This window comes from Paenibacillus sp. PK1-4R, assembly GCF_030369595.1.
Classification (GTDB): Bacteria; Bacillota; Bacilli; order Paenibacillales; family Paenibacillaceae; genus Paenibacillus.
The window spans coordinates 6,436,314-6,463,100 of record NZ_CP126535.1; the positions used below are offsets into that span (position 1 = coordinate 6,436,314).

20 protein-coding genes are annotated in these 26,787 nt (G+C 47.9%); 2 read left to right on the plus strand and 18 right to left on the minus strand.

Annotation, left to right across the window (positions count from 1 at the left end; genetic code table 11):
* Position 1: 1 nt before the first annotated feature.
* Together QNO02_RS27950 and QNO02_RS27955 are read right to left on the minus strand one after the other, a co-directional pair.
* Positions 2-3,391, minus strand: a complete 3,390-nt coding sequence (locus QNO02_RS27950; protein ID WP_091036105.1) for a tubulin-like doman-containing protein — start codon at positions 3,389-3,391, stop codon at positions 2-4.
* 258 nt (positions 3,392-3,649) lie between these two features.
* The gene (locus QNO02_RS27955) at positions 3,650-5,443 is read right to left on the minus strand and encodes a vWA domain-containing protein (protein WP_249912720.1); all 1,794 of its coding nucleotides are present in this window, start codon (positions 5,441-5,443) and stop codon (positions 3,650-3,652) included.
* Between the two features lie 262 nt (positions 5,444-5,705).
* Between QNO02_RS27955 and QNO02_RS27960 the strand changes: the two genes are divergently transcribed.
* Positions 5,706-5,849 (plus strand): hypothetical protein, encoded by a 144-nt coding sequence (locus tag QNO02_RS27960; RefSeq protein WP_165980303.1) that lies wholly within the window; start codon positions 5,706-5,708, stop codon positions 5,847-5,849.
* Positions 5,850-5,851: 2 nt separating this feature from the next.
* Complete coding sequence (locus QNO02_RS27965) at positions 5,852-6,784, plus strand: hypothetical protein (protein ID WP_091036100.1); 933 nt, start codon at positions 5,852-5,854, stop codon at positions 6,782-6,784.
* 481 nt (positions 6,785-7,265) lie between these two features.
* On the opposite strand, the gene QNO02_RS27970 is transcribed toward QNO02_RS27965, so the two are convergent.
* From QNO02_RS27970 to QNO02_RS28045, 16 genes are all read right to left on the minus strand, one after another.
* Positions 7,266-8,873: a DEAD/DEAH box helicase gene (locus tag QNO02_RS27970; protein WP_074092592.1), complete on the minus strand. Its 1,608-nt coding sequence runs from the start codon at positions 8,871-8,873 to the stop codon at positions 7,266-7,268.
* Between the two features lie 1,353 nt (positions 8,874-10,226).
* On the minus strand, positions 10,227-11,678 hold the full coding sequence (locus QNO02_RS27975; RefSeq protein WP_289390556.1) for a SulP family inorganic anion transporter: 1,452 nt from the start codon (positions 11,676-11,678) through the stop codon (positions 10,227-10,229).
* A gap of 509 nt (positions 11,679-12,187) precedes the next feature.
* The gene (locus QNO02_RS27980) at positions 12,188-13,858 is read right to left on the minus strand and encodes an ABC1 kinase family protein (RefSeq protein WP_289390557.1); all 1,671 of its coding nucleotides are present in this window, start codon (positions 13,856-13,858) and stop codon (positions 12,188-12,190) included.
* Positions 13,859-14,239, minus strand: a complete 381-nt coding sequence (locus QNO02_RS27985) for a phasin family protein (RefSeq protein ID WP_091036091.1) — start codon at positions 14,237-14,239, stop codon at positions 13,859-13,861.
* 72 nt (positions 14,240-14,311) lie between these two features.
* Positions 14,312-14,950, minus strand: a complete 639-nt coding sequence (locus QNO02_RS27990) for a ThuA domain-containing protein (protein WP_036667831.1) — start codon at positions 14,948-14,950, stop codon at positions 14,312-14,314.
* 42 nt (positions 14,951-14,992) lie between these two features.
* Entirely contained in the window at positions 14,993-15,715 is a 723-nt protein-coding gene (locus QNO02_RS27995) for an SDR family oxidoreductase (protein WP_240768190.1), read from the minus strand.
* 178 nt (positions 15,716-15,893) lie between these two features.
* Positions 15,894-17,393 (minus strand): cobyrinic acid a,c-diamide synthase CobB, encoded by a 1,500-nt coding sequence (locus QNO02_RS28000; RefSeq protein ID WP_289390558.1) that lies wholly within the window; start codon positions 17,391-17,393, stop codon positions 15,894-15,896.
* 174 nt (positions 17,394-17,567) lie between these two features.
* A complete protein-coding gene (locus QNO02_RS28005) occupies positions 17,568-18,398 on the minus strand; it encodes a uroporphyrinogen-III synthase (RefSeq protein ID WP_091036083.1) in 831 nt (276 codons plus the stop codon).
* A gap of 130 nt (positions 18,399-18,528) precedes the next feature.
* Positions 18,529-19,731, minus strand: a complete 1,203-nt coding sequence (locus tag QNO02_RS28010; RefSeq protein WP_165980304.1) for a GerAB/ArcD/ProY family transporter — start codon at positions 19,729-19,731, stop codon at positions 18,529-18,531.
* A gap of 56 nt (positions 19,732-19,787) precedes the next feature.
* On the minus strand, positions 19,788-20,009 hold the full coding sequence (locus tag QNO02_RS28015; RefSeq protein ID WP_091036077.1) for a hypothetical protein: 222 nt from the start codon (positions 20,007-20,009) through the stop codon (positions 19,788-19,790).
* Complete coding sequence (locus tag QNO02_RS28020; protein WP_091036074.1) at positions 20,002-21,201, minus strand: Ger(x)C family spore germination protein; 1,200 nt, start codon at positions 21,199-21,201, stop codon at positions 20,002-20,004. Before QNO02_RS28020 ends, QNO02_RS28015 begins: the two co-directional genes overlap by 8 nt.
* A 4-nt stretch (positions 21,202-21,205) precedes the next feature.
* Positions 21,206-22,801, minus strand: a complete 1,596-nt coding sequence (locus tag QNO02_RS28025; protein WP_091036071.1) for a spore germination protein — start codon at positions 22,799-22,801, stop codon at positions 21,206-21,208.
* Positions 22,802-22,975: 174 nt separating this feature from the next.
* Entirely contained in the window at positions 22,976-23,962 is a 987-nt protein-coding gene (locus QNO02_RS28030; protein ID WP_289390559.1) for a siderophore ABC transporter substrate-binding protein, read from the minus strand.
* A 43-nt stretch (positions 23,963-24,005) separates the two neighbouring features.
* A complete protein-coding gene (locus QNO02_RS28035) occupies positions 24,006-24,764 on the minus strand; it encodes an iron ABC transporter ATP-binding protein (protein ID WP_091036066.1) in 759 nt (252 codons plus the stop codon).
* Positions 24,758-25,726: an iron chelate uptake ABC transporter family permease subunit gene (locus QNO02_RS28040; RefSeq protein ID WP_276324002.1), complete on the minus strand. Its 969-nt coding sequence runs from the start codon at positions 25,724-25,726 to the stop codon at positions 24,758-24,760. The genes QNO02_RS28035 and QNO02_RS28040 overlap by 7 nt, the downstream gene beginning before the upstream one ends.
* Positions 25,723-26,676 carry an ABC transporter permease gene (locus QNO02_RS28045; RefSeq protein WP_289390560.1) on the minus strand — a complete coding sequence of 318 codons (954 nt, stop codon included), beginning with the start codon at positions 26,674-26,676 and terminating at the stop codon, positions 25,723-25,725. The genes QNO02_RS28040 and QNO02_RS28045 overlap by 4 nt, the downstream gene beginning before the upstream one ends.
* Positions 26,677-26,787: the final 111 nt, after the last annotated feature.

Here is a 26,787-nt window from a genome sequence, read left to right on the forward strand (position 1 = left end):
CTTACTTCAGCCTTCTGCGAATGTCGTTCAGCTTGGACGACATCGTTCTGTAGAACTGATAGATGTCTTCTCCGTTAGCCAGCTCTACCCGCTCGTATTCGAGACGATCACGTGATTCCATGAACAGCGCAGCCAGATCATCAAGCTTTGTCAGCAGTGGGGTGATATCCTCTGAAGCTGTCAGATCGTTATCGCGGCGGGAGGCTTTGCGCAGCAATGTACTGCGATCCTTCTCCGCCAGACCGCGGAAGTTGCCAAACACTTCATACTCGGCAAAGTTACGGCTCTTCATCAGGTTTGCGAATGGCTCCCATGCGTCTTCTTCCGGGTCACGGTCATAGACGTAGAGTGCCCCTTTTTTGACGATGGTGTCGGTATATAACGCTTCGATGAAGCGGTCATACCACTGCTCCTCGTCTTGGTACTGGGCAAGAATGCCTTCGAGTTCGGCGACTTTGGCCGAGATGGCATTCATCTTTGCCAGTTCCTCACGTACACGTGCGATCAGCTGCGGAGAGCGTACCAGGTTTTCTTTGGCCATATCTTCATTAATACTTCCGAAAATATCCTTAACGCCTACACGCGGTAACCCTTCGGATTGCAGACGTTTCAGCTCGATCACGGCCCGCTTCACTTCGCCGAGGTTCGGCGTGGTGGACGTCAGACGCATGTCGTAGGCTCCCAGTTTGGCAGACAAATCAAACGCTTCTGTTGTCACAATCGCATACCGGTTGCTTGTATTCTCATCAATGGATTTGGCTGTCACAATGTTGTATCCGAGCGCCTGCTCAAACTCGTTACGTACACGGGCGTTATACTGCTTCACGCGGGCGTTCTCGTACACATCTCCCCATGATTTCTCCGGAATCGGAGACGGCAGATAGGTCCAGTTGTTTTTCTCCGTTTGCACCAAGTGACGACCAATGCCTTCTTTGTCCAAAATGGTACGTTCATAACTTTCCTCATATACCTTGAGCGGTGTATACACAAAGAGTGGTACCCCGTTGCGGGTGTTCAGCCAGAATATCCGGTTACGCACTTCACTTTCCTTGACGGTAAAATGAGACTTGCCCACCGCATTGTTCTGATAATTACGAATCCCTTTCAGAATGCCTGGCGCCTGTGCCGGTACCGATACAAATCCCCATGAAGGGAAATGCAGACTGCCTGTACTGTTGCTCAGATTAAACACCGGAACGGCCTCATCATCCAGCTTGCCAGCAATGAAACGTTCCACGAATTTCTCAACCGACTCATCCTGACCATATTTGATCACCAGGAAATCTTCCATGGAACGCGTAATCAGATCACCGAATTTCTCACTCAGGAAGTCGGAGATGGAGCTGACGATATCAATCTCGTTCTCTTTCACCCACTGGCTGGAGTTTTCCAGCAATTCACGGGAGAAGTCACGAATCAGATCATCCGTATCACGCTTATCCAGCAGCCCGTCCACCACACTGACGATATCCGGTACACTTACGACGTTCCAGTAATATGTTTTGTTGCCTTTGTGATCGGCTTGTTCTTCACCGCGTGTCAGCAAATCACCATTCTTGGCGAATATCGAGCTAAGGGCGTTCAGCGTTTCGGTAAATACGTTATAAATGCGGCTGTTTTCCTGGTTCAGCAACTCATACAGATCTTCATAGAACTCGATCATCTGATCGTTGCGTTCCACGTCGGCGTGCAGCCAGTACTCATGAATTTTTGCTTCAATATAAGCATTCTTTTTCTTCTCTTTGGAGACAAAAGCACTCTTCGCATCGCCCAGTTTCTCTTCGGACTGCTCCTGAGCTGCTTCAATATCACGCGGAATGCGGAAGGCATTCTCACGCAGCGTTTCGATGTACGACTGAATCATCTTCAGTACACAGAAACCTTTTTCCGTATAAATTAGACGAGAGACATAGAACGGACCTTGTTCGGGATGCAAAAACATACGCCGGATCTGTTCAGTGAACTGACCCGCAATCTCACCCGGCAGCTGTTTCTTCGCCTTGATATATTCTTCACGAGCACGAGCCAGGAAGTTCTGCTCCAGTTCGGTATCCATATTCACAACCTGTGATTTCACCACGTTGCCATAGGATAAACGCTCGCTGTTCTGATAACCAGGCAGCGGCTCTGGCACGCGCGCTTCAAAGGACTTGACCACACTTTCGAGATCAATGCCCAGCTTGCGGGCAAACTTCTCGGTATCCTCCTGGTTCGGTGCTTTGGAGAACATCGTGTTCATTTTGTCGAACATGCGATACGCCAGATAGGTGGTCATCTCTTCGATTGGCAGTACAGCCGAAGAGGCACCAATGATGTTGTAATCATAGTTCGCCGGGTACACCTTATTCATCTGTGCAATGTTGGTGCGAATGTTGCTGATATAGTCATGGATCGCAAACTCCTCACCCGACTGCTTCTCCTCACTTGCCATGAAGTTGGTAATGTTCTCGGCCGTGACGTTCATGCAGTAATCGTAGGCGTTCTCCAGCAATTTGCCCTCTGTATTCGTCGCAGAGATCAGGTGACACAGGTTAAATGGCGGTAGTGGTGAGTTGACTGTTAAAATATTGCCGTACTTCTGTGTAAACCGCTCACCGCGGCTATCCACGTTCATCCAGTAATCCAGCTCTTTGAGCGCAGCATATCCGTTCTTACGAATGTATTCGCGAGTGTGTTCGCTCAAGCTTTTGTTGGACAGGTTCACGTCTGGCGTGAACAGATACCCCAGCGTATTGACACGGTCAATCCCGGCAGAGCCATGATCCCGTTCGATAATGCCGCGTACGATATAGGAAATATCGAGGAAACAGCCGCTGCCTGTACCGCCGGACAGACCTGTCAGCAGGAACACCATCAGTTTTTTGTTGGTGCCTACGGATAAGGTTTTGATCTTTTTGTCGATGGCCTGTACGACCTGATTAATCTTCGTGAACAGGAGCAGACGTCCAGCCTGACGCACACCTGCGGCGCCGTTCATGCCGTCCGTGATGCTCAGTTCTGGAGACAGCCAGTCCGTGATATACGGTTCCAGCACGCTGCGGTTCTGTAGAAGTCCGCCAATCTCGGCATTGGACAGCAAAACGAATTCATTGATCGGATCAAGTCCGATCCCTTTATACTTTTTGGCACGATCCTGTTCGTTTGTCTCAAAAGCCAGAAACTCCACATTGTCCGGCTTGTCCATTTTTTTCTTGGATACCGGGTCCTGTGGCAGCTTGAAACGACGGTTGATCTGATATTTGAGGCGCAGCAACGCATCAATTCCCGTTCCTCCCAGACCAATAATCAGAATGGGGTTATCAATTGTATCAACTCTGATCTTCTCACTGACAATACCTCCGCCAAGTGATACATCCAGTTGCTGAATATGTTCTCTAACAATCGGCTTCATTCCATGTCCTCCTTTGATTAACAAAGTTGGAACTGCAACTTCATTACACTTGCCACTCCGATGACAGAATAACATTCCGATCGCTGTTATCCCCAGATTTTTTCAATTCACTTTTACAAAGTGAAAATCCGGGGATAAAGGCGAACGCTTCCGCTTCTTCACGTTATTTCTGTCCTCTGCGTTCTCGTGTAAACAGTTGGTCCCAAATTTTATTGGCATCCTTTTAAACTAAACAATCAACTTAAATCAAATAATCCTTCACACCAGATACTCAATTAAAATGGTCTTGTCCGCCTGTTGCAGCGGGATGCTCAGTCGGTCACCGTTCTTCAGTTCAACGCCTGAGCTTGCATCGACTGCACGACCGGATTTCTCCAGCGTACCGCCTGCGGTGTTACGGATTATAATTCGATCCCCATTGCTGGGCGTAAATACATATTTTTCGGTTTCCTTCAACTCAGGGTCCAGTTGCAACAACTGATGCAGATGGAATCTGCCCCGGAAGGATACCAGCTTTTTATATTGTGGATATGACTTGTCTCCCGTGTTCTCATCACGTATCTCCACAATCATCTGACCCACAAATCCCCGGTTTTTGCGTTTCAGCCAGCCCATTAGGAACCAGGCACCAACACCGACCACAATCAGGGCTATAACACCCAGGATGACAGGTAACCAAGGAAACGGCTTGTCCTGTTCACCGCCTGACGTTGTTGGTTGAGATCCACTTCCGGCTGCTCCGCTCGCGTTGATCGTGATTGGCTCACTTTCACGGTAGAAGCTGTCTTCTTCCGCACGGATGACTAATTCATAGTTATGATTGTCCGGTACTTCAAATGTACCAGCAAAACCAGAACCTGTGTTTTCCAGCGATTGTTCTTCACTCTTGCCTGTATCCACATCTTTTACAACTAACGTGGCCTTCATATCTGCATACAGATCATTATCCTGAAGTGGCTGACCGCCATTCTCCAGTTTGGCAGCAAGATCAACCTTGTCCCCTTTGGTATAGGACTTGGTCTTAATTGGGTCCACAACAAGCTGAAGATCATAGTTGAACAACAGGTTGATATCGATGCTGTCTTTCGGAGCCCCTTTTACCCGAAGTTTCCAGTCTCCCTCTTGGGGTTTCAACAGCTTCACTAGTGAATAACTCTTCGATGTTGAGAGCTTGGCTGCATCCGAGTTCAGGTCTACGGCTTGTCCGGAAGGGTCTGTCAATTGTACTTCCACCGGCTTCGAGGACATGATCGAAATGTTTGCTTCCAGCACACTGTCGTTTGGCACGTTCACGGTAACTTCCTGATAACTGCCGTTTCCCGTTACAGAGGGCAGCTTCACCACATTCAGTTTGGCATGATCGGCGAAGATCTCACTCAGAATCTGTGGCAGATCATCCGGCGTATCGGTAATGAATGACTTGCCTCCGGTCTGCTGGGCCAGGTCTGCGAGTGCATCCTTGTTCAACTTGCCATCCGCGTTCAGTCCAATCGTATACACCGGGATACCCTGATCCTGTGCTTCCTTCACGGCTTTTGCCAGGTCAGCATCGGATTGTGCCTGTGTACGGCCTTTGGTTTTGTTAAAGTCATTGTTGCCATCCGCCAGCAGCACGATCATTGGCGAGTGGGATGGGTCTGCACCATGATTCAGTATGTTCACGGCTTCAGCGACACCAACAGAGACATCGGTATATGGCCCCCGGCCGAGCTGATCAATAAAATCTTTCAGGCTGCTCTTGTCCGCATCGGACTGAATCTCCAGCATAGCCTTTTCCCGCTCCACCTGATCGGTATAAGCGACAATCCCTACCTTGTCCCCCTGGACTGGCAGCATATCAATAAACATTTTCATGGCTTCATTACTGATCTTGTCACGGTCACTTGTATTCATTGAGTTACTTACATCGGCTACAAGTACCGCATCGATTCCGCTCGTCTGTGCCTGAGCCGCTGCAGCTTGTGGCAGCAACGCTTGAGGTAACAGTAGCGTTAGAATTGCCAGCAGAACCATCGTTCCACTGAGCCAGCGTATTTTGCGTGTCCGCAGCATTGGGTGTACTCCTTCACGTTTGAGATTAAAATGGGAATAGTTTATTATAGGCGTCAAGCCTTAAGGAAATCTTAACAGTCTACTAATAAATTCTGAAAAGCACCCCTATCTTGAGTTACAGTTTTGTAATGACTGACAAAAATCGACGATTTCATGCCTGTAACTGGCACAAAAGTACCAACTATGGAAATATGATATAGTTATTGCCAGCAAACTGCAATATAACAGCGCTTGTTTACCAAGCCATAGAAGGGAACGGATTATGGTTACATACGGATGCCTCGCCATATTGTTTCTTTTTGTCATCATAAAGGTAATTGCACTCCAGCTTCATCGGCGGAAACCGGTCTCCCGCGAAGACACGGATCGTACCCTCTACACTATTCTGAATGGTGAGCGTGATTGAGCATGAGTACTAAACTAGTTGTATCCATACGACCATTTCAACGAACGACATATGCCTATGAAAAGTTGCAAGTCTGCACCCGTTGTGGACAGTATACCTGCCTGTGGGAAGAGGAGTGCACGGCCTGTGGCCGGGGTACCCTAAATTCCGTCCAAGCGAAGGCAACTTCCCGTGTGAAACGCCGCATTGCACGCGACCTGTTCATTACGATATTGTTCGGTGCAGCTGCCACCTATTTCGGTGAGACCATAGATCAGACCATGGCGGCAGCCAGCGTTTCCCTGCTGCTTCTGGCCTTACTAATCTTCATGCAGAAACGTTCGTTCGAGGTAGAGCAGCAGCGCGAGTTGAAGCGCATGTTGCAACAGGACGAGGAACTCATCCGCCAGGGCATCAACCGCAACTGGGCTCTGGTCGCCGAAGCCCGAAAGCAGGATGAAGCACTCGCCTATGAGATGCTCCGCGAGATCGGCTCCCTCGTCTACAATGACCGGATTCGACTGCAACAGGTTGCGCTGTTACAATCCTTTGTCCTGCGCAGTGATATGGATCTGCAGCTCAAGCCCTTGCTGCTACGCAGCTTCGAGCGGCTGCTGGCTGAATATATCGGTGAGATTGCACGGCTTAAGCCGGATTTGATCCGGGAAGATGCGATTCGTTATATCGCTACCTATGAAGTGAACATTTTACAGCTCCACAACGGAATTCAGATTCTTACAGCGGTAGCTGCTGCTGCTGTGCGCAAGAGCAAATATATTGAGTTATTCCCTAGTCTTATTACCCGCTACGCCCGCTTTATGCCCAAGGATCGATTCATGAGACTTTATCATACGATTGAACGCTATCCGAGCAAGGCACGCGGGGGACTGGCGGAGTCGGTAGGCCGGGTGTATAACGAGAAATATCGGGATCAATACGCAGATGTTCATGTATAGGAATGATATATTGAGAAAGAAAAACGTAATTTAGTGCAAACTCACTCCGTGTATATAGACGAATGGAATTTCAACCACCCCTGCATGCGCGTCAGCACCACAGATCAAAGGTTATGATTCTAATAATATAAGAATTAATCCAAAAACACCCCATCCTTAGGTCTAGGATGAGGTGTTTTGAAGTTTATGGCAGTCTGCCAAGTGCTATGCGCAGTACACGGACACAAAGAAAAAATACCCAAATGGCATTTCCCATGGAATGATGCAGGCGCGCAAACAGGCACTCGCAGACGACAAAAACAATAAGCGCAAATGATCAACTATCCTGTTGAAAAAGGGCCGCGACGTGGTTCCGTCGCGACCCTTGATCTGAGGGTTCGGTACATGTGTACCCGAACCCTCTCATATGTGCCATGCCAAACCCTGTGGCATGGCATGGTGCCTGCGCAAGTGCGGCTGCATCGCCGCTTGCGCCAAGGCTTTACCGTCCGCGACGAGAATCGCGACGGTCACCCTTCGCCGGTCCGCGTCCTGCGGATTCCGGACGGCGAGAGCCTTCGCTGCTGCGCCCGGAGGTGCGCTTGTCGGCACTACGGCCAGCCCAGCCGCTGCTAGCTGCACCGCGGCCGCCTTGGCCCGCTGCACCGCGACTGCTGTCGCTGCTGCGCGCGGAACCACGACCTGCGCTGCGCTCGTCGCCACTGCGACCCGCACCGCGTCCACCTTGGCCTGCTGCACCGCGACTGCTGTCGCTGCTGCGGCCACCGCTACGACCACCACTGCGTCCGCCTTCACTGCGTCCACCTTCGCCGCCACGGGAACCACGACCCCCACGTCCGCCATCTCTGCGATCGTTACGACCTGCACCGCGACGGGCACTGCCTGTTCCGGAAGAGCGTCCGCCTGAACGTTCGTCATCCCCTTGACTGTTGATGGAACGTCTAGCTGCTCCAGTTGAAGCAATTGGACCTTCGCTTGTCCACTGGATACGGGACAGTTTCTGGTCAATCCCTTGTTCAATACGTGCAAGTTCCGGTCTGTCATGCTCTGTTGCAAACGTTACAGCAAGACCTGTACCGCCTGCACGGCCCGTACGACCAATCCGGTGGATATAACTTTCCGCATCATGCGGCATATCGTAGTTAAATACATGCGTTACGCCCTCAACATCAAGTCCACGTGCAGCTACATCTGTAGCAACCAGCACTTGCAGTTTGGCATCGCGGAACGCTTTCATTACGTTCTCACGTTTGGATTGGGACAGATCTCCATGAAGTTCATCACTTGCATAACCTGCTTCACGCAGATCTTGGTTCAGCTTGGATGCACGACGCTTGGTCCGGCAGAAAATAATCGCCAAGTAAGGGCGATACGTATCAATCATGCCGCGAAGCGCTTCGAGCTTACCGCGATCCGTACATTCCAGAACTTGCTGGCGAATCTGTTTGATCGGAATAACAGATTGGGAAGATACCTTCACATCTTCCGGATCTTTCATATAGGTTTTCGCCAGATTGCGAATGCCCTTTGGCATCGTTGCCGAGAACAGCATTGTCTGACGTTTATGTGGCAGCTCGCTAAGAATCGTTTCCACATCGTCCAGGAAGCCCATGTGCAACATTTGGTCGGCTTCATCCAGCACCAGTTTTTTCACATTATCAAGCTTCAACGTGCCACGGCGCAGGTGATCCAGCAGACGACCCGGTGTACCAATAACGATCTGGGTACCGTTCTGCAATTTACGCAGTTGTTTGTCCACATCCTGCCCGCCGTATACGGCAAGCACATGCAGTTTATCGTCGTTTGCCGTGAGTTTCTTCGCTTCTTCCGTAATTTGCAGCGCAAGCTCACGCGTAGGCGCAATAATCAGCGCTTGTGGCGAACGGTCGGATACGTTAATTTTCTGAATAATCGGCAGCAAAAATGCCAGCGTTTTCCCTGTTCCTGTCTGTGCCTCGGCGATAATATCGCGTCCACCCAGCAGTACCGGAATCGAACGCTCCTGTACCGGAGTCGGCACGGCGATGCCCTGATGTTTCAGGATCTCGCACCATTCCGGGCGAATGCCCAGTTGTTCAAAGTTTGCCAATCGTTACACCTCTGTATATTCATTTAGATAAGTCCATTTCATAATGACCTTAGTATCAGTATCTGCCATCAAGACTAGTTTTCCTTATATCAATCATGATTATGAAATGAATTTTTTAAAAAGCAATCCACTCGTTGCTCTTCTTCTCCATACCCTGTAGTTTACACGTTAGTCAAGCAAAACAAAAGGGGATACAGCGTTACACCCCCAACTTGTAGCACAAAATCCCAAGATCAGCGTAAGTTGTATCGACCAAGTGAGTTTGAGGATGGTTTTGAGAGCAACTACAGAAGCACCTCTGAGAATGATGATGAGTGAAACAAGCTAAAGCGCTAGCTTGAAGTATGACCCTGACTCTGTAGAATGGGGTTGAGGGTTGAGGATTGAACTGCATGTGGTCAGGCGGAGGGCATAGCGGGGGTATATGTCTAATGGTACTTTTTGAGAAGTATGTAATGGATCGTGATGTTCATAACCCAAGATAGTTTAGTGATATCGTTGAGATAGCTGTTATGCTTCTATGTCATCCTGAAAACAGATAAAAAGAGAGCTATTTTGCAAAAGTTTCAGGAATTGAAAGGTCCTTACACAACTCTCTACATTGAGATCAAGATTCAAGATTTCTCGCGGTTCAAAAATAGCTCTAACGATGCAATTCCCACGTACCACTAATTCTAACGAATCCAGGACACCCTATTACGCCAATTAGAGCCGTTTCGATTTTCTAACGAACCCCAGTCACCTTATTACTCGGAAACATCGGCTGTACGGCTTCTTTATTGGCGATATTGGCAAAATAAGATGTCTGAGATTCGTTAAAATAACGAAAACATGAAATAACCCCACATAAGACGTGCCAGGTTCGTTAGATTTTACACATAGGGAAGGACACAAGCATCAACACAGTAACATTAGCTAAAGCAATAACAACATTTACTAGGACCAGAACACCAACTACAAAAACTAGAACTAGTAACAACAACAGCAACCAAAAACAATCAACACTACCTATACTCTTACTTTTACTCCAACTACAACTTCTATTAGAACTTCTTCTTCTTCGTTCTTTTTTCTTTTCTCTTCTTCACTGTACACACCACACTCTAATAAAAAAACAGCGGCGCCCTCTCCCCGACTTACATTGGGAAAAAGTGCGCCGCTGATAAAAAGTATCTTTTTATGTTGTCTACTTCATAGGGCTGTCGCATGTCTGCTCAACACTACTTTAGGGCAGTTGCCTTCCTAACTTCATTGCTTGTTTAGATCCTTAATTCCAGCCGTTCATTTTTCACCTTGTCTGCGTAACGACGTTTCGACATTGTACCTTTGTACAACAACCTTTGTACAACCAAGTTACGAACTGTGCCCGCCCGCTGTGGCAAACCCACTCCGTTCAAGAATACGGGAGCTTTCCTCGTTTAAACCGCGCAGGTGCACCGTTTTGCCTAGCTTCGCGTATTTGAACTTCACTTTGCCGATAGCCACAACAGCAGTGTTATCCCAGATATGTGACCCTCCGAAATCAATCGTGATCTCCTTCGGATCAGCTTCTGCATCGAACTCATCTACAAAGCGGGACGAAGAACCAAAGAAGAACGGTCCGTGAACCCGATATACTTTCTGCCCTTGCTCTTGGCTCGCCTGTACGCGAATCTTGGTCTGTTTCCAGCCAAAATGCAGCACACTGAGCACAACGCCAACCATAACCCCGATCGACAGATCGTGGGTATAGACCACAATTGTCACTGTCACGATCATGACAAAGGCTTCCGCGCGCGGCACGCGAGCAATATTTTTGATAGAACTCCAGTCGAATGTTCCGATACACACCATAAACATTACACCGACGAGCGCCCCCATCGGTACCTGTTTCACCACACCGCTAAATAACAGCAACAGGATTGCCAGAAACGCACCCGCAGTAAACGTAGATAATCTTCCACGTCCCCCAGACTTCACATTAATGACCGACTGCCCAATCATCGCACAGCCGCCCATGCCGCCAAACAAGCCGTTCACGAAATTTGCGATACCCTGACCACGCACCTCACGGTTCTTACTGCTCTTGGTCTCGGTCATCTCATCTACGATGGTTGCGGTCAGCAGCGATTCCAATAGCCCAACCAGTGCCATAGTGAATGAATAAGGCAGCAGAATCATTAGCGTGTCCCAAGTCCATGCAATATTCGGCAAGTGGAACATCGGCAGAGTACTCGTTATATTCCCCATGTCTCCGACCGTTCTTACGTCCAGATGAAACACCAAGGTAATAATTGTCATCACGATGATTGCAATCAGTGGAGCCGGAACGCCTTTGAAAAACCGTGGCAAAATATAAACGATCGCTAACGTGCCCGCCACCATCGCATACATGATCCAGTTCGCTCCCGTGAAGTGGGTTAACTGCGCCATAAAGATCAGGATAGCCAGTGCATTCACGAATCCGGTCAGTACCGAATGAGGCACAAACGTAATAAATCGCCCAACCTTAAATATGCCCAGTAGAAACTGGATAATGCCCGTCAAAATCGTCGCTGCAAAAAGATATTCCACGCCATAATCCTTGACGAGTCCAACCATCAGTACCGCCATGGCACCTGTTGCCGCCGAGATCATGCCTGGTCTTCCACCAGCAATCGAGATCACAATCGCAATCGTAATCGAAGCGTATAATCCGACCATCGGATCAACACCTGCAATGATGGAGAAAGCAATGGCTTCCGGAATTAACGCCAGCGCTACCGTAATGCCTGCCAGCACGTCTCCGCGAATGTTGCCAAACCATTGTTGTTTTAAAGTATTCATATGTTCTTGCCGTTCCTCCTACGTGTATTCCTCATAATGGACAATCTTACTGAAGAGTAACAGAAGCCGTTCACACTAACCAACTACCCAGGACAGCACAAAACAACGGATTCCTCTCCGCATCATTCGCCTATGCTGTTGCCTGAATTGCATCATTCTTCACCATCCGTATATCCTTGACGGTTAATGTGCACTCACGTTTTTTCCGTTCCAATGTGTACCGCTATTGTTCCATTACCTTCAGTTGTCTTACTCATGCCACATCAGGAGTTGATCCTGATGCCAATAGGTTTTCCCCTCTCAGAAAAACCGGGTCCGTTAATGTACTGACCTATTATTATAGTCACAGGACCGGATATGTACTAATACAGTTAAGGCGAAAAAATAGAACCTTTCCTTCTATTATCTTAATCTTTCTATAATTTACTCACCAATTCTCTACTCACAAAAAATAACCCGCAAAGATCCTTTGAAGAAAGTCTCTTTACGGGTGTTCATGTAATACTATGCTAGAATCTTCCTGATTTGAATATCGAATAGAGCAGGAACGCCACCATCAGAATCGCCACCAGGAAACCAATCTCAATGACCGGAATATCCCACAGCATCGTGGATTGATGACTGATCGACGAACCGATAATCAAGCCCACCATGATAATACAAAAGGCAAGTAACACGATACTGAAGGACAGTCGATTACTAATCTGGTCCATTCTACGCATGAGTGCATCCAGTTCAGGGACACTAATCTCCAGCCTCAGCTTGCCTTTGCTAATAATGGATGATAATTGCCTTAACTGCCCTGGCAGACCAATGACACTCTCGGCCATATCAGCCGCACTGCGGAACAATCGATTCTTGATTCTTCCGGCACTAAAACGTTCCTTGATCAGCTTACGGCCAAAGGGTTCAGCCATATCTACAATGCTCAGGGAAGGATCAAGATGTTCAATCACACCTTCCATCGTCAGCAACGATTTACCGAGCAGCAGAATATCGGCAGGCATGACAACCCGGTGCCTCTGGGCTACGCCGAACAAGTCATTCAGCGCCTGACCCACACTAATCTTGGAAAAGGGAATATCGTAATATTTGTTACGCAACTTGTCCAAATCCACATGAAGCCCACGCAGATCCATGTCATCTGGCATCATGCCAAGTTTCTCAATTGCCCGGATCATACTGTCCGTATCTTTGCGCATTAACCCAATAATAAGCGAAGCAAGCTGCTGTTTCATCTCATCACTCAGACTGCCCACCATACCAAAGTCTATAAAGGCAAGACGTCCATCCTTCAATACCATCAGGTTGCCCGGATGTGGGTCAGCGTGAAAGAATCCATGAATAAAGATCTGATTCAATAATGAGTCTACCAGCCGCTCAGCAATATTGTTCAGATCATGACCGCGTCTGACCAGTTCTTCACGATCATTGAGTTTGATACCTTCGATATACTCCATCGTGAGCACACGGGACGACGTCTGATCCCAGTAAATTACCGGGATTTTCACCTTGTTGTCCTGTTGGTATTGCTGTGCAATCTTTTCCGTATTGCGGCCTTCGACCGTATAATCCAGCTCGGCCATCAGTGCCTGAGCATATTCTTCGACCATTTGCGGAATCTGATATTGCTTCACCCAGTCCCAGCGCTTCTCGGCCATGGCTGTCAGTTCACGCAAAATATCCAGGTCACGCTGCACAATACGCGATATACCCGGCCGCTGAATCTTGATGGCTACCGACTCACCGCTTCGAAGTTTGCCCAGATGCACCTGTCCAATGCTGGCCGCAGCTACAGGGGTATCCTCGAACCGGGAAAAGATCTCCTCCAGCGGTGTATCCAATTCCTGTTCCAAAATACCCCGTGCCGTCTCGGAAGAGAACGGCGGGACCTGATCCTGCAACTTCACCAGCTCACGAATGACAGACTCAGGCAATAGATCTGCCCTTGTGCTTGCGAGTTGCCCCAGCTTAACGAAAGCTGGCCCCAGCTCCTGCAGCACAAGCCTGATGCGTTCACTCAGCGTTTTGGTGGTGTGTGCTTCACGCGACATCCACCGTCTGGGCAGAGCCAGCAGCTGGAACAAACCCAGCTCCTCGACCATATAACCGAAGCCATGACGCACTAGCGCCATGGCAATTTCACGGTATCTGCCGACATGTTTGATTCGCACTGCCATCTACTCGATCTCGTTTCCTTTGAGAGGAGGAGGAACTTCAAGTGGAGCTGGGGATTCATCAGGTTGGAGTTGTGGTGATTGGCCCAGTTCCGCAAGTTTTTTCTCCAGGACAGCAACGCGCTGTTCCAGACTGGTTACATCACTTTCGGATGCCACACCAGCTTCCTGAAGCACTCGCTTGACCTGTTCCTGAATCATTCTCTTGAACTGGCCCTGTTCTTCATCGCCCCGTTCCAGCAGACGTTCAACCAAAGCTTTGGATTCACCGGGCGCAAGTTCCCCGCGCTTGACCAAATCATCCACGGTTTTCTCAATTTTTTCTTTGCTTACGACAGTAAGACCAAGCCCTAACGAGATCGCCTTTTTGAACAAATCGCTCATTTTTGTCATCCTCCTCTTCGTTGATCTCTATATTATACCCCTTATACTCTGCATGCAAAGATGTCTGTCCGATCAGACGTAACGCGCAGCCCATTTGCCTGCTTGCAGAAGTAACTTCCGGTACGTTTCGTGTGCAAAAGACGGCACATGGTGACCCGGCATCAGATAAACAATACGCCCAACACCATATCGATGAGCCCAAACCGCAGGCTTTGGTCCTTCCTCGGATTGATATTCCAGCAATATTTTCGTCTCGGCAAAAGAACCAAATTCGAACTGATACGGCTCTTCTTCCATTGTGAAATTGGAAATGCCCTCCGTCACGGGATGGCTTTCCGCCGTTACAGTGAATTCAAGCGGTGCATACGCCGGATGATGGAGGAACTTGGCACCGATCATCTGTTTGAGCTCATAACGATTTTGGAGCGAAATGCCGTTATGTATAATGACCAGTCCACCTCCATTACTTACATAGGACAACAAACCTGCTGTCTGCTGTGGAGAGACTTTCCCTTTCCAATCGTCCATGTATGAGATACATACATCAAACCCGGTTATATTTTCTTGCAGCAGCATATTCCGATTCTCACTGCACTGCACAGTCATAGTATCATGGAAAATTCGGCTAATCTCCGCATCCACACCTTGAAGCGGGTGCCAATCCGGATGTGTATAATCGCCAAGTAGTAATGCTTTTTTACGATGATCCATTCAATCAATCTCCTTTCTTGTTCACCTCACTGTATCAATCAACTACCAGGGGAGCTTCTCACCCTTGTAGTCCACATATGCGGGTTGATCTCCTTTAAACTGTTCATGGCGGTCGATAAGTACTGCGATATGCTGTGCAGATTGCTCGGGCGTGAGATCCGCAGCAACATCCAATTCGCCCCTCATATAACTCTGTACCCAACCGGGATGCACAAGCATCACTTGTCCGCCTTCATCCTTCAGACCATTGTGCACAAGACGGGCCTGCATGTTCAAAGCAGCTTTGGACATACAATAGGCATACCACCCATCCCGACTGCATTGCTCTATACTTCCAGCCTCGGAAGAGATATCAACAATCAGCTTGACCTGTCCTTGAAGAAGGAGGGGTAACAGGGAATGAGTCACACGCAGTGTGCCTAAGGTGTTCACATTAAATACTTCAGCCATCTCCGCCATATTCATCGGCCCGCGGATATGATCCGTAATACTTCCTAGTATAGCCGCATTATTGATCAGCATATCCAAATGATTCGTATCCAGCTTCAATGTCTCCGTGAACAGAGCTACCGACAGGTCGTCCGCGATATCCAGTTCGATGGCGCGCAGATGGTCCGGATATCCTTCTGCAAGCATACGAATCCCCTCGGAATCTTCCACGTCCAGACCGGCCGCATACACGAGATACCCTCTCTTCAGCATCTGTGCCGTCAAAGCCAATCCCAATCCCCGAGCAGCTCCCGTTACACATACGGTTCTCATCATGATGTCCCTCCCTCGCATAATGATTCTGTCTTTTATTCATTCCACATATTCATCTGAAAACCTTTAATTCAGAATGGGATCGCCAACTTCACGACCAAAGACTCATGAGGTAAAAGCGAGATTAGAGCCATTTTGCTTATTGAATTCAGCTATCTATTTGAGCTATAAAAAGCTGATATTATCTCTGCATATATCGATCCTGCCGATAGGCTAAACAATGTTCCACCCATCTTCGAGCAGCTGCCGGATAAGAGCCCAGATGAACGTGCGTATACCCCGCCACGATGTTGCCTGCGGCATATCCCTCTTGCTTCAATCCACGCAACCCCTTTGTCTCATACGCATAAGGGATCGTTTCTTCATCACGATAGGTCATTGTCGAATAATGAAATTCATGACCCCGAAGTACTTCACCCTTTTTCAGCAAAAAGGAATCCTGAACGCTACTCGCTTCACGATAGCCAAGCGCAGCGCGCTTCTTCTGCATCTGCACCTGTGCGGGGATAATACCCGCCATGTCGAAAGTAACGCCCTCTCGGTCGGTCAACGTTTCCCCGAGCACCATGTAACCACCACACTCGGCAAATAAAGGCATGTTGGATTGTGCTGCTTGTCGAAGTCCTTCCAGAAACCTTTGGTTACCGGAAATATCTGCTGCAAATTCCTCAGGAAATCCGCCGCCCAAATAGATGCCATCCACATCCGTTGGAATACCTTCACCAGCGAGCGGACTGAAATATTGTAATCGGGCCCCGGCTGCTTCGAGCAATTCCAGATTATCGGGATAATAGAAATTAAATGCGGCATCGCGCGCAACGGCAATGACAGGCTGTACCGCATATGATACATGTCGATTATTAACGTGGATCACTGAATTGAAATGTGGATCGTAATTCGAGCCTGGTTCAGTATTAGCTGAATCCATGTGGGTAGTAGTCGCAGGACTCACTTCTTCTGCATTCAAAGGCGGGGCGCTTGCTGCCAGCTCCAGCAGAAGATCCAGATCGGTGCCTTCCATTAACACATCGGCTGCACGTTGGAATAATGGTTCCAGTTCACCGCGCTCGATGGCAGGCACCAGTCCCAGATGTCTCTCAGGAATGGACATGCCCTCGTCCCGCTTCAGCCAGCCAACCACCGGAATGCCGCACATCTGCTCAATGGCTTTTTGCACAATGGTATAATGACCCGCACTTCCACACCGATTGACAATCACTCCGGCAATATTTAATTCAGGCTCCAACTGTTGAAAACCCAGTACAATCGCGGCCGCACTGCGAGCCATACTGCGTACGTCCACAACCAGGATTACAGGGGTTTGTGTGACCAGAGCAATCTCTGCAGTTGAGCCTGTATTGCTGAGCGGATCTTTGCCATCGTAGAGGCCCATAACGCCTTCTATAATGGAAATATCGTGTCCCACCGATGCCTTCTCGAACGTATATCTCACATACTCAGGCGATGTCATCCATGCATCCAGATTACGTGACGGTCTGCCCGTGACGGCGGTATGGTATGTCGGATCAATATAGTCCGGGCCGCATTTGAACCCTTGTACACTCAACCCACGCTGAGCGAGTGCCCTCATTAGCCCCAAGGTTACTGTCGTTTTTCCTGCACCACTTCCGGTGCCTGCAATGATCAGTCGGGGTCTGGCGTTACGATCTGCAATGGGCATCGTCATTTCCACCTTTTCTTCGAAATAACAAAACCGCATCATATAGCGATGCGGTTAAGCTTAATGCATACTCTTTATTCATGAAATGAATGTTTACACAATAACGGAGAGGACAGAAAAACCTGAAGAAGCGACGCCAAAAGCTTTTTGTCGAACTGATCTAAAAGCAGGCCACTAATCTCTAATCTTGGCCGCACGCCCTGCTGCAAAGTAACGTCCAAGCTCAACGATGAGTGCTCCCATCTTCTCTTCCTCCGGAATGACCAGTGCCTCAATGCCTTCTTCACGCATGGAGTTTGCTGTAACTTTACCTACAGACGCAGGGATTACGCCTTGTCTAAAGGCTGCAAGCATCGGCTCAAGCTTGTCCTGGGAGGCCGCATATTGCGTCAGAAATCTGACCTGCGGTCCACTTGTGAACGCAACAGCATCTACCTCGAAATTTAGAATTTCATTCAATAACTGTTCCAGCTCTGCCTCTTCTGGCGGTACATGGCGGTAAGGAAGCACTTGTCTGACGAGTGCGCCTTGTTCTTCCAACCATGCGACAAGTTTGGGAGCTGTCTCCCCATGAAGCTGCAACATAACCTTTTTCCCTGCGAGATCATGTGGGGCGAATTCTCGAATGAGCCCGTCCGTACTACCATCATCGTCTCGTACCAGCGGTGTTAACTTGCGCTTTTTGAGCGCATTCACCGTCTTGTATCCCCTTGCCGCAATGGAGGATTGCGATAATACATCCAACAATTGGCCTGCCACTTCCATATCCTCAGCCATTTCAAACAATGCATCCAATCCCATACCCGTAGTTAACACCGCCCAGTCTGGCGGGTCTGAGATCCAAGATACCAGCCCATCCCTGATACTCCGATCATCCAGGAATACGGTCCCCTGTGCCGGTCGCACAAGCGGGATTCCACCCATTTTTTCAACCAGTACGGACATTTCTTTCGATTTTCGTGGTCCTGTTAATGCTACACGCACACCTGCCAAATGTTGAGCCATTCATGTTCCCCCCGTTAGTTCAGCCGAATGTTCATCAGTCTGACTACAGTATACAGGGTACTTCTGTGAAGGGAAACTGTGCTTCCCCTCTTTTTGCCCGTTCATCTATAAGGATTTTTGATGGAATGTATCAGGAAGGCTGGAGTTCTCCGCCATGAGAATCTTTCCGTCTTTTCTCTCCGTCCTTCTCCGAATCAGCCGATTTTTGTTCCGGCTCATGTTTCTCTTTCTTTGAAAGGTCTCCCGATCTCTGTTGGGTAGATTCTTTTTTATCCTTTTTGCGAGGACGAAGGAAAAGAAACAGCACAATGGGGAACAACGCTTCAAAAATAATGGCAATCCATGTCCATTCCCGAGTAAAACGATTGAGCTGAATGGCATTTCGGAAGAACCAGAATGCACAGACAAATCCGACGAGGGCAATCGGGCCTGTCAATACCTTTCCCGATACGTTCGGAATCATTCGCTTCAATCCCCAGCAGACAAAGTACAGGTCAAATGCAATCTTTGTGATCATGGTAGGCAAGGTTGCCGCTGCGAGCGCAAGGTCAAACCGGTCCAGAAAATCACTAATTTGCAGCTGTCTTGCCAGCTCATAGGAAGGGTATACCAGTCTTGAAGCAATCGGAACGCCAATAGAAGTGATGGTTTCCACAACAATCAGCATCATGAGCAGTGCCGAGAGGATAATTCCCCCCAGGGCAGACTTAAAACGAAAATCACTACCCTTGATGACAAAGGGCAATGCAATCATCTCGCCATAAAATGAAAATATGTACCAACTCCCTTTACCTACGCCTGCAACATCGACATGAAAATAGGGCATCAGGTTGTCCATGTCGACTTGTTGAATGAGCATGAAAGGTACAATTACCGAGTTCAACAAGAACAAAGTGACGTACAATTCCGTCATTCCAATCAAGGAGCCCAGTCCGCCCCGAACGATAAAAACGCCCATAATCATCAGTGACATCACAATGATAGAGATTGGTGTTGTCTCCAGCAATGTGATACTGATATAGTCACCTGTTAACCGAATATCTCTTGCAAACACAAAGAAAAAAAACAGAATATACAGAAACGCCATTAATCTTCCCAGTAAGGGGAATCTTCCGATGAGCGACTCGAACAGATCCTTCTCAGGAAATCTCCGCTGAACACGACTTAACATCCACATCGATACGATCATCACTACGACTACGGGTATATACGAGAGATAAGCGTGTTGTTCCGCATAGTAGATAGCTTGCGCATGTGGCTGAATTAACGTACCTGAAACACTGAGCAGCAGCACGAGCAGGATCATCTGACGGTGTGTCACTCTCTGATTCATGAAATACCTCCTCTCCCTCTCGTGATTCCGCAAACTTAATGCATCCTGTCCACAACCTAGGGCAGTGGCAGTAAGCGCTGGATAACGTGGCTTATCCATACCGACACAAATAAGGTTTTGCTTAGATTAGTCACATAGAACCAAATGCCTGTACCCAATGCAATCAAACTATAGGATAGCCAGCGATTAATGGCAGCTGCCTGTTTCAAATGTCTGAAATCCATCAAAATGACCGCGATTACCATGGCCAGGTAGGTAAATAAGAGTGGTTTAATCATGTACAACTTCATCCTCTCCGACGCCAATTGGTTTATTGCTCACCCCAACGTTTTCAATAATGACATGGGGAGTAACCGTCACCTCGACTTCAGGGTATATGTCATCCCAGCGATCTTTCATCGTGTCCCACTTGGCTGGCAGATGTTGATGAATGGATCGACCGATTCCAAGGATGTCCGCATGATATTTTCCCTGAACCAACCGGACACCTTCCTCGATATCCAATTTTATTTTCTCGTGAATGGCTTCATGTAACTTCAGAATTTCATTCTCACGCCGGTCACCATAATTGGATTCGTTATCTACGAGAACTCCCTTGGCATACAATTCAATATTCACGGTGACCTTGTCAGCCTTGATACTGGGATGTAGTGAAGCGTTGTTCTCGTTCAACTTGATGAACATATCTCCATCTCCGCCAGGAGCTTTAACCATAATCTCCGGCGCATTGGCCTCGCCCATAGCAAGAATGAGGGCATCAGCTGGAGCTTTGTCGATCATGCCAACCAGCTTATCTTTCTTGAAAATGGCCAACCCATCCAGCTTGATGTTTGTTTTGGCGTCCTTCCACCCTTTTGGAACATTGCTCACTTTCGAAGCGACAGGCAGGAATGGATCGACACCCTCACTAAGAATGGCATCTATAAACGTTTTAAGTGAACGTGGATTACGCATATTGAGGAAGCACAGTTCCCGCACCATCTCGGATGGAAACTTCTCTATAGGTGCATCCGTATCCATGACCTCATATGCTGAACCTTTTGTGACCACTGGCAATGCAGAGAATCGGTTCAGCGGATACCGCGTAAACAGATCAAGCATGGAGGCGACTCCATCCCTGGCAAGCTCCTCACCAATAAGCATCGTACGGCGATGCGCATAATAGATTGTTCGTGAGAGTTCCTTTTGACCTTCAATAGACGTACCATGCAATGATTTGGCTGTATTGGATAACATAAACCAGGATTTATCCCCACTCGTGCCGCCTCCGCCTCCTTCACTACCGGAAGAACCGGATTGTCCCGGCAGAGCAATCTGAAGACTGGATCTGTAATTGTCCCCCTCCTTATCGACAGCAATACCAATCACAAAGGCAACATCGTTAATCTCCTTACGATCCCAGCAACCTGAAATAAAAGTGGTACATAACAACAGCGCTATCACTGCCCGGTACTTATATATGAACTGCATGGGTTCACCACCCTTCCTCAGCTTCAGGGGAACCGTTGATCTTTTCGGTCATCCGTTTCTGATCCCGATGTACCGTAGAAGGACGATTGATCATTTTCCACCATGGCACACGAATGAGAATGTCTTTGGTATCTGTTTTACTGTACGGGCTAAGACCGGAGAGATATGGGACACCGAACGAAGTCATCTGTGTCAGATGCACCGAGATCAGGACCAAGCCGATGACGATGCCATATAATCCAAGCATACCTGCCAGTAACATGATCGGAAATCGGAGCAGACGCACCGTAATCGCGAAGTTAAATCGCGGGATCGTGAAGGAAGCTATCCCTGTCATGGATACGATAATAACCATCGGTGCCGATACAATCCCCGCCTGAACTGCGGCCTGTCCGATCACAAGTGCACCGAGGATACTGACTGCCTGACCCACTGTCTTGGGTAACCTGACCCCCGCTTCCCGGAGAGCTTCGAACGACAGTTCCATGATGAGGGCTTCCACCAAAGCCGGAAAAGGAATAGCTTCCCGTGCACCCGCAATACTCAGAATCAGCGTGGTGGGCAACATGTCCTGATGAAATGTAGTGATGGAGATATAAAGCGCCGGCAGAAATAGAGCGATGGCTACGAACAGGAAGCGAATCCACCGCACCAGATTACTGATGAAGAATCGCTCGTAATAATCCTCGCTGGCTTGCAGCATCTGCCACATCGTGACTGGAGCAATCAGCGAGAATGGAGTTCCATCTACCATAATGGCAAAGCGTCCTTCCAACAGATTGCCTGCAACGGTATCCGGCCGCTCCGAGTAGTGCATCTGAGGGAAAGGGGAATACGGATGATCTTCAATCAATTCCTCGATATAACCCGTCTCCAGGATCCCATCAATATTGATTTTTTCCAGACGTTTCTTAACATCTTGAATCGTTTTTGGATCGGCAATACCTTCCAGGTAGGTCAGCACAATATCTGTCTTGGTGTCTGTTCCAAGGGTCATACTCACCATCTTGAGAGCAGGTGTTTTCAACTTGAACCGCAATAAGGCCGTATTCACACGGAGCGTTTCGGTAAATCCCTCCCGCGGTCCCCGAATCACGGATTCTGTCTGCGGTTCCTCCACACCACGTCTGACGCCACCTTTGACATTGAACATCCAGGCTTTGTTACTTCCATCGACCACCAGAAGGGCAGAGGATGCCAGCACCCCTTCTGTCGCAGCAGCCCAAGTATCCACTCGCTTCACCTGTGTCAGCTCAACGGTTGTATCATCCAGTGGAACATCAGGTTCATCTGTACGTTGCTGCACCAGCCCTCGAATAATCGGACGCAGCATGTGTTCCTGGATATCAGCCGAATTGACAATGCCTTCGATATAGACCAGAAGTCCTTTCACTTCAGGCGTAATCATGACGTTGCGAAAAACCACATCCGAGCAATCGGAGAATATCTCCTTTACCGCCTTAATCTGAGTTTCATGTACTGCACTAATCGGCTGCCGAAGAAAAGGCGGGGACGGCAGTCCCAAAGGAATATGTTTTTTTTCTTCTGAAGCTCGTCCCGGTTGCCGGGACTTGTCTTTCCCAGATGTTTTGTCCGCCATATGCCGCCCCTCCGTTCTTGTTTTTATACAAGGTAGCTTGTGCCAGACAGCTGGGAATTATGTGGTCTTTTTTGCAAATTACGATTAAATTCTCTGAGTTTTCATACAGCAAAAAGGCCTCTGTATTGAACAGAGACCTTCCTGACACCCAGCACATGCATTGTTTAATTCACTTTAGTTGATGCTTGCGTCCACTTCCTTAATCATTTCTTGAATGGATTCCAACCCACCACCAGACAAATACCAGTAATTCGGATCCAGATAAACAATATGTCCTTCTTTATATGCTGTTGTATTCTTCACCAAATCGTTCTCGATCACTTGTTTTGCCGGGGATGCCTCACCGTTACCTGCAACCACGGCACTGCGATCAACGACAAAGAGGTAATCTGGATTCTGCTCCATGACATATTCAAATGAAACGCTCTGCCCATGTGTGGATACTTCGATGTTTGCATCTGATGGAGTAAAACCAAATACGTCATGAATAATACCAAAACGGGAACCGGCACCATAGGCGCTCAGTTTGCCTTCGTTTGTCAGGACGATTAGCGCATTTTTACCTGTAGCCGTTACTTTATCATGTAGTGCCTTAACGGATGTTTCGATCGATGCAATGGCTTCTTCTGCTTCTTTTTCTTTACCAAAGATGTCCCCGAGGGTCTTCACGTTATTGGTCAGAGAATTCATATAATCTGCCGTATCTACCGCCATATATATGGTTGGTGCAATCTCACTCAGTTCTTCATACGAATCCTGGAGTCGTCCCGAGATTATGATCAAATCTGGTTTCATCGCGTTAACCTTCTCAAAATCAGCTTCTTTCAAGCCACCAACATTGGTGTACTTCGCATCATTATACTTGTCCAGATAAGGAGGTACGCCTTCCTGCGGAACACCTGCAACTTCTACGCCCAGCTGATCCAGTGAATCCAGTACACCGTAGTCAAAAACAACGACCTTCTCCGGATTTTTCTTCACGGTTGTTTGGCCCAGTTTATGTTTGATGACCACTTCTTCACTTGCTTGATCTGCTGGTGCAGTAGCTTCTGATCCTGTGCCACTGCTTGCACCTGTATTATCCGCTGCCTTATTCCCACCACAAGCTGCCAGGACAACCGACAACACCACGAATAACGTAAACAGCCAACCCTTTTTCATGAATAAACACCTCTCGATCTCTATATTGGACTACCTTACTCACTCACGCAAAATATACACAAATCTTACGTCCATCGATCCATTGCACAGGGATGTGCATATCATAGACGCTCTGCAATACATCCGTATCGATGATGTCTTCCGTCTTGCCCTCTTTCACTACGCGTCCATCCTTGAGCGCAACAATATAGTCGGAGTAACAGGAGGCAAAATTGATGTCATGAATGACAATGACAATTGTTTTGCCGAGTTCATCCACCATTCTGCGCAGCACCTTCATAATCTGAACAGAATGTTTCATATCCAGGTTATTCAAAGGTTCATCGAGCAAAATATACTCGGTGTTCTGGGCAATCACCATGGCGATATATGCCCGCTGCCGCTGTCCGCCACTCAGTTCATCCAGATACTTCTTGCGAAATGGGGCCAGTTCCATATAGTCGATGGCCTCCTGAATCCACTGTTGATCCTCAGGTGTGAGCCTTCCTTGTGAATACGGGAACCGGCCAAAAGCCACAAGATCCTCCACAGTTAACCGAATGTTGATGTGATTGGACTGTTTAAGGACTGATATTTTGCGCGACAAGTCCTTGTTCTTCCAGCTTTCAATCTCGCGCCCTTCAATCAGGACTTGTCCTGTATCCTTGCTTATTAGCCTGGTAATCATGGACAACAAGGTGCTTTTCCCGGCTCCATTTGGACCAATAAATGATGTAATCTTTCCCTTGGCAATGTTCAGTGATACGTCATCCACTACCCGGACGCCGCCGTATTGTTTTGTAACATTTCTGACTTCTACCACGACTTATTCTCCTTTAGCAGTAAATAGATGAAGTACACGCCGCCTACAAAGTTAATAATGACACTTACTGTAGTTGCAAATGTAAACACCCGCTCTACAATGAGTTGTCCACCAACCAATGCAACGACTGCAATCATGACCGAACCCCAGATCAGCACTTTATGCCGATGTGTCCGGAATACCTGATGCGCCAGATTCACGACCAGCAGCCCCAAAAACATAATTGGACCCACCAGCGCTGTGGAGATCGATACCAGAACCATCACCACCAGCAGCAGCCTCTTCACAATGTAATCGTAATCCACCCCGAGATTCACTGCGTGATCTTTGCCGAGAGACAGTACGTCGAGATATTTGGTAAACTTCTGCGCGTACAGCAGGATAAGAATAATCGCAGCGATTGAGATGATCAGCAGATCCGTATTCACATTGTTAAAGCTCGCAAACATCTTGCCCTGCAGCACAAGGAACTCATTAGGGTCAATGAGTACCTCCATGAAGGAAGACATGCTCTGGAACAGCGTACCCAGGATAAGACCCACCAGTAGCAACAGATAAATATTACGCCCCTGTTCCCTGCGGAACATGAACTGATGCAGTAGTAGAGCAAACAACGTCATGAGCAGGACAGATATTGCAAAATTAAGGTTTTTGTTCACAAAGCTGATATGTGTGCTTCCAAACACAAACACTGCAAACGTCTGAAATAGCATATACAAGGAATCGAGGCCCATGATGCCAGGTGTCAGAATTCGATTGTTGGTTATCGTTTGGAAAATAGCTGTAGAGTACGCGATGCAGGCACCTGTCAATACAATGGCGAGAATCTTTTTCCCTCTTCGAGGCAATATGTAATCCCAGTTCCCTCCGGATTGAATGACCAGAAATACGCCAATCAGCAGCACTGCCGCTGCAATTAACAAGACCAACTTCCATGTATTCGCCGTATATTTCATTCTCATGATCCATAAGCCTTTCTTCGAAGCAGTAAATACAGGAATAATACACTTCCCACAACTCCCACCGTCAGACTGATCGAAAGTTGATAAGGATAAATAATTAATTGACCCAGAATATCGCAGACCAGAACAAAGATCGCACCAAGCACTGCCGTATGAGGCAATGTATCACGTAAGTTATCCCCTTTGTACAGTGTTACGATATTTGGCACGACAAGGCCCAGAAACGGAATTGTACCTACAGTAATAATCACTACTGCTGAAACCATCGCCACCAGGATCAGGCCGACATTCACAACTCGTCGATACGCCAGTCCAAGGTTGGTTGAGAAATCTTCGCCCATTCCTGCAAGTGTAAAACGATTAGCGAACAGGTACACAATAATGAGCAACGGGATACTGATATAGATCAGTTCATAACGTCCCTTCATGATGGTGGAGAAGTCACCCTGTAACCAAGACGAGATGTTCTGGATCAGATCGTTTTTGTAAGCAAAAAATGTCGTGACGGAGCTTACAATGTTGCCAAACATAAGACCTAGCAGAGCGATATATATCGTATCCTTGAACTTGACTTTCTCCAGAATTCGCATGAAAATCAGTGTTCCCGCCAGAGCAAAGGCAAAAGCGACCAACATTTTTTGCAGAGGGGATGCTCCCGGGAACCACATTAACGTCACAAGAATACCCAATCTGGCTGAATCCATCGTTCCTGCTGTAGTTGGGGAAACGAATCGGTTGCGTGTCAGCTGCTGCATAATCAGTCCGATTACACTCATGCTGATTCCGGCGACAAGGATGCTGATCAGGCGGGGAAACCGGCTAACTTGTAATACCTGTAGCTGGACTGAGGACAAATGAAATATATCCAATGGTGAAATGTCTGAATTTCCAATAAATATGTATACGATAGACAGTACAGCCAGTACGATCAACATATAACGTAACTTCATCTCTCTACTAATCCCCTTACCGATCGCCGTAAAACATTCGTAGTTGCTCTACCTCGCATCATTTGATATTGATACTCATTATCAATTAAGTGAATTATATCGATATTAAAT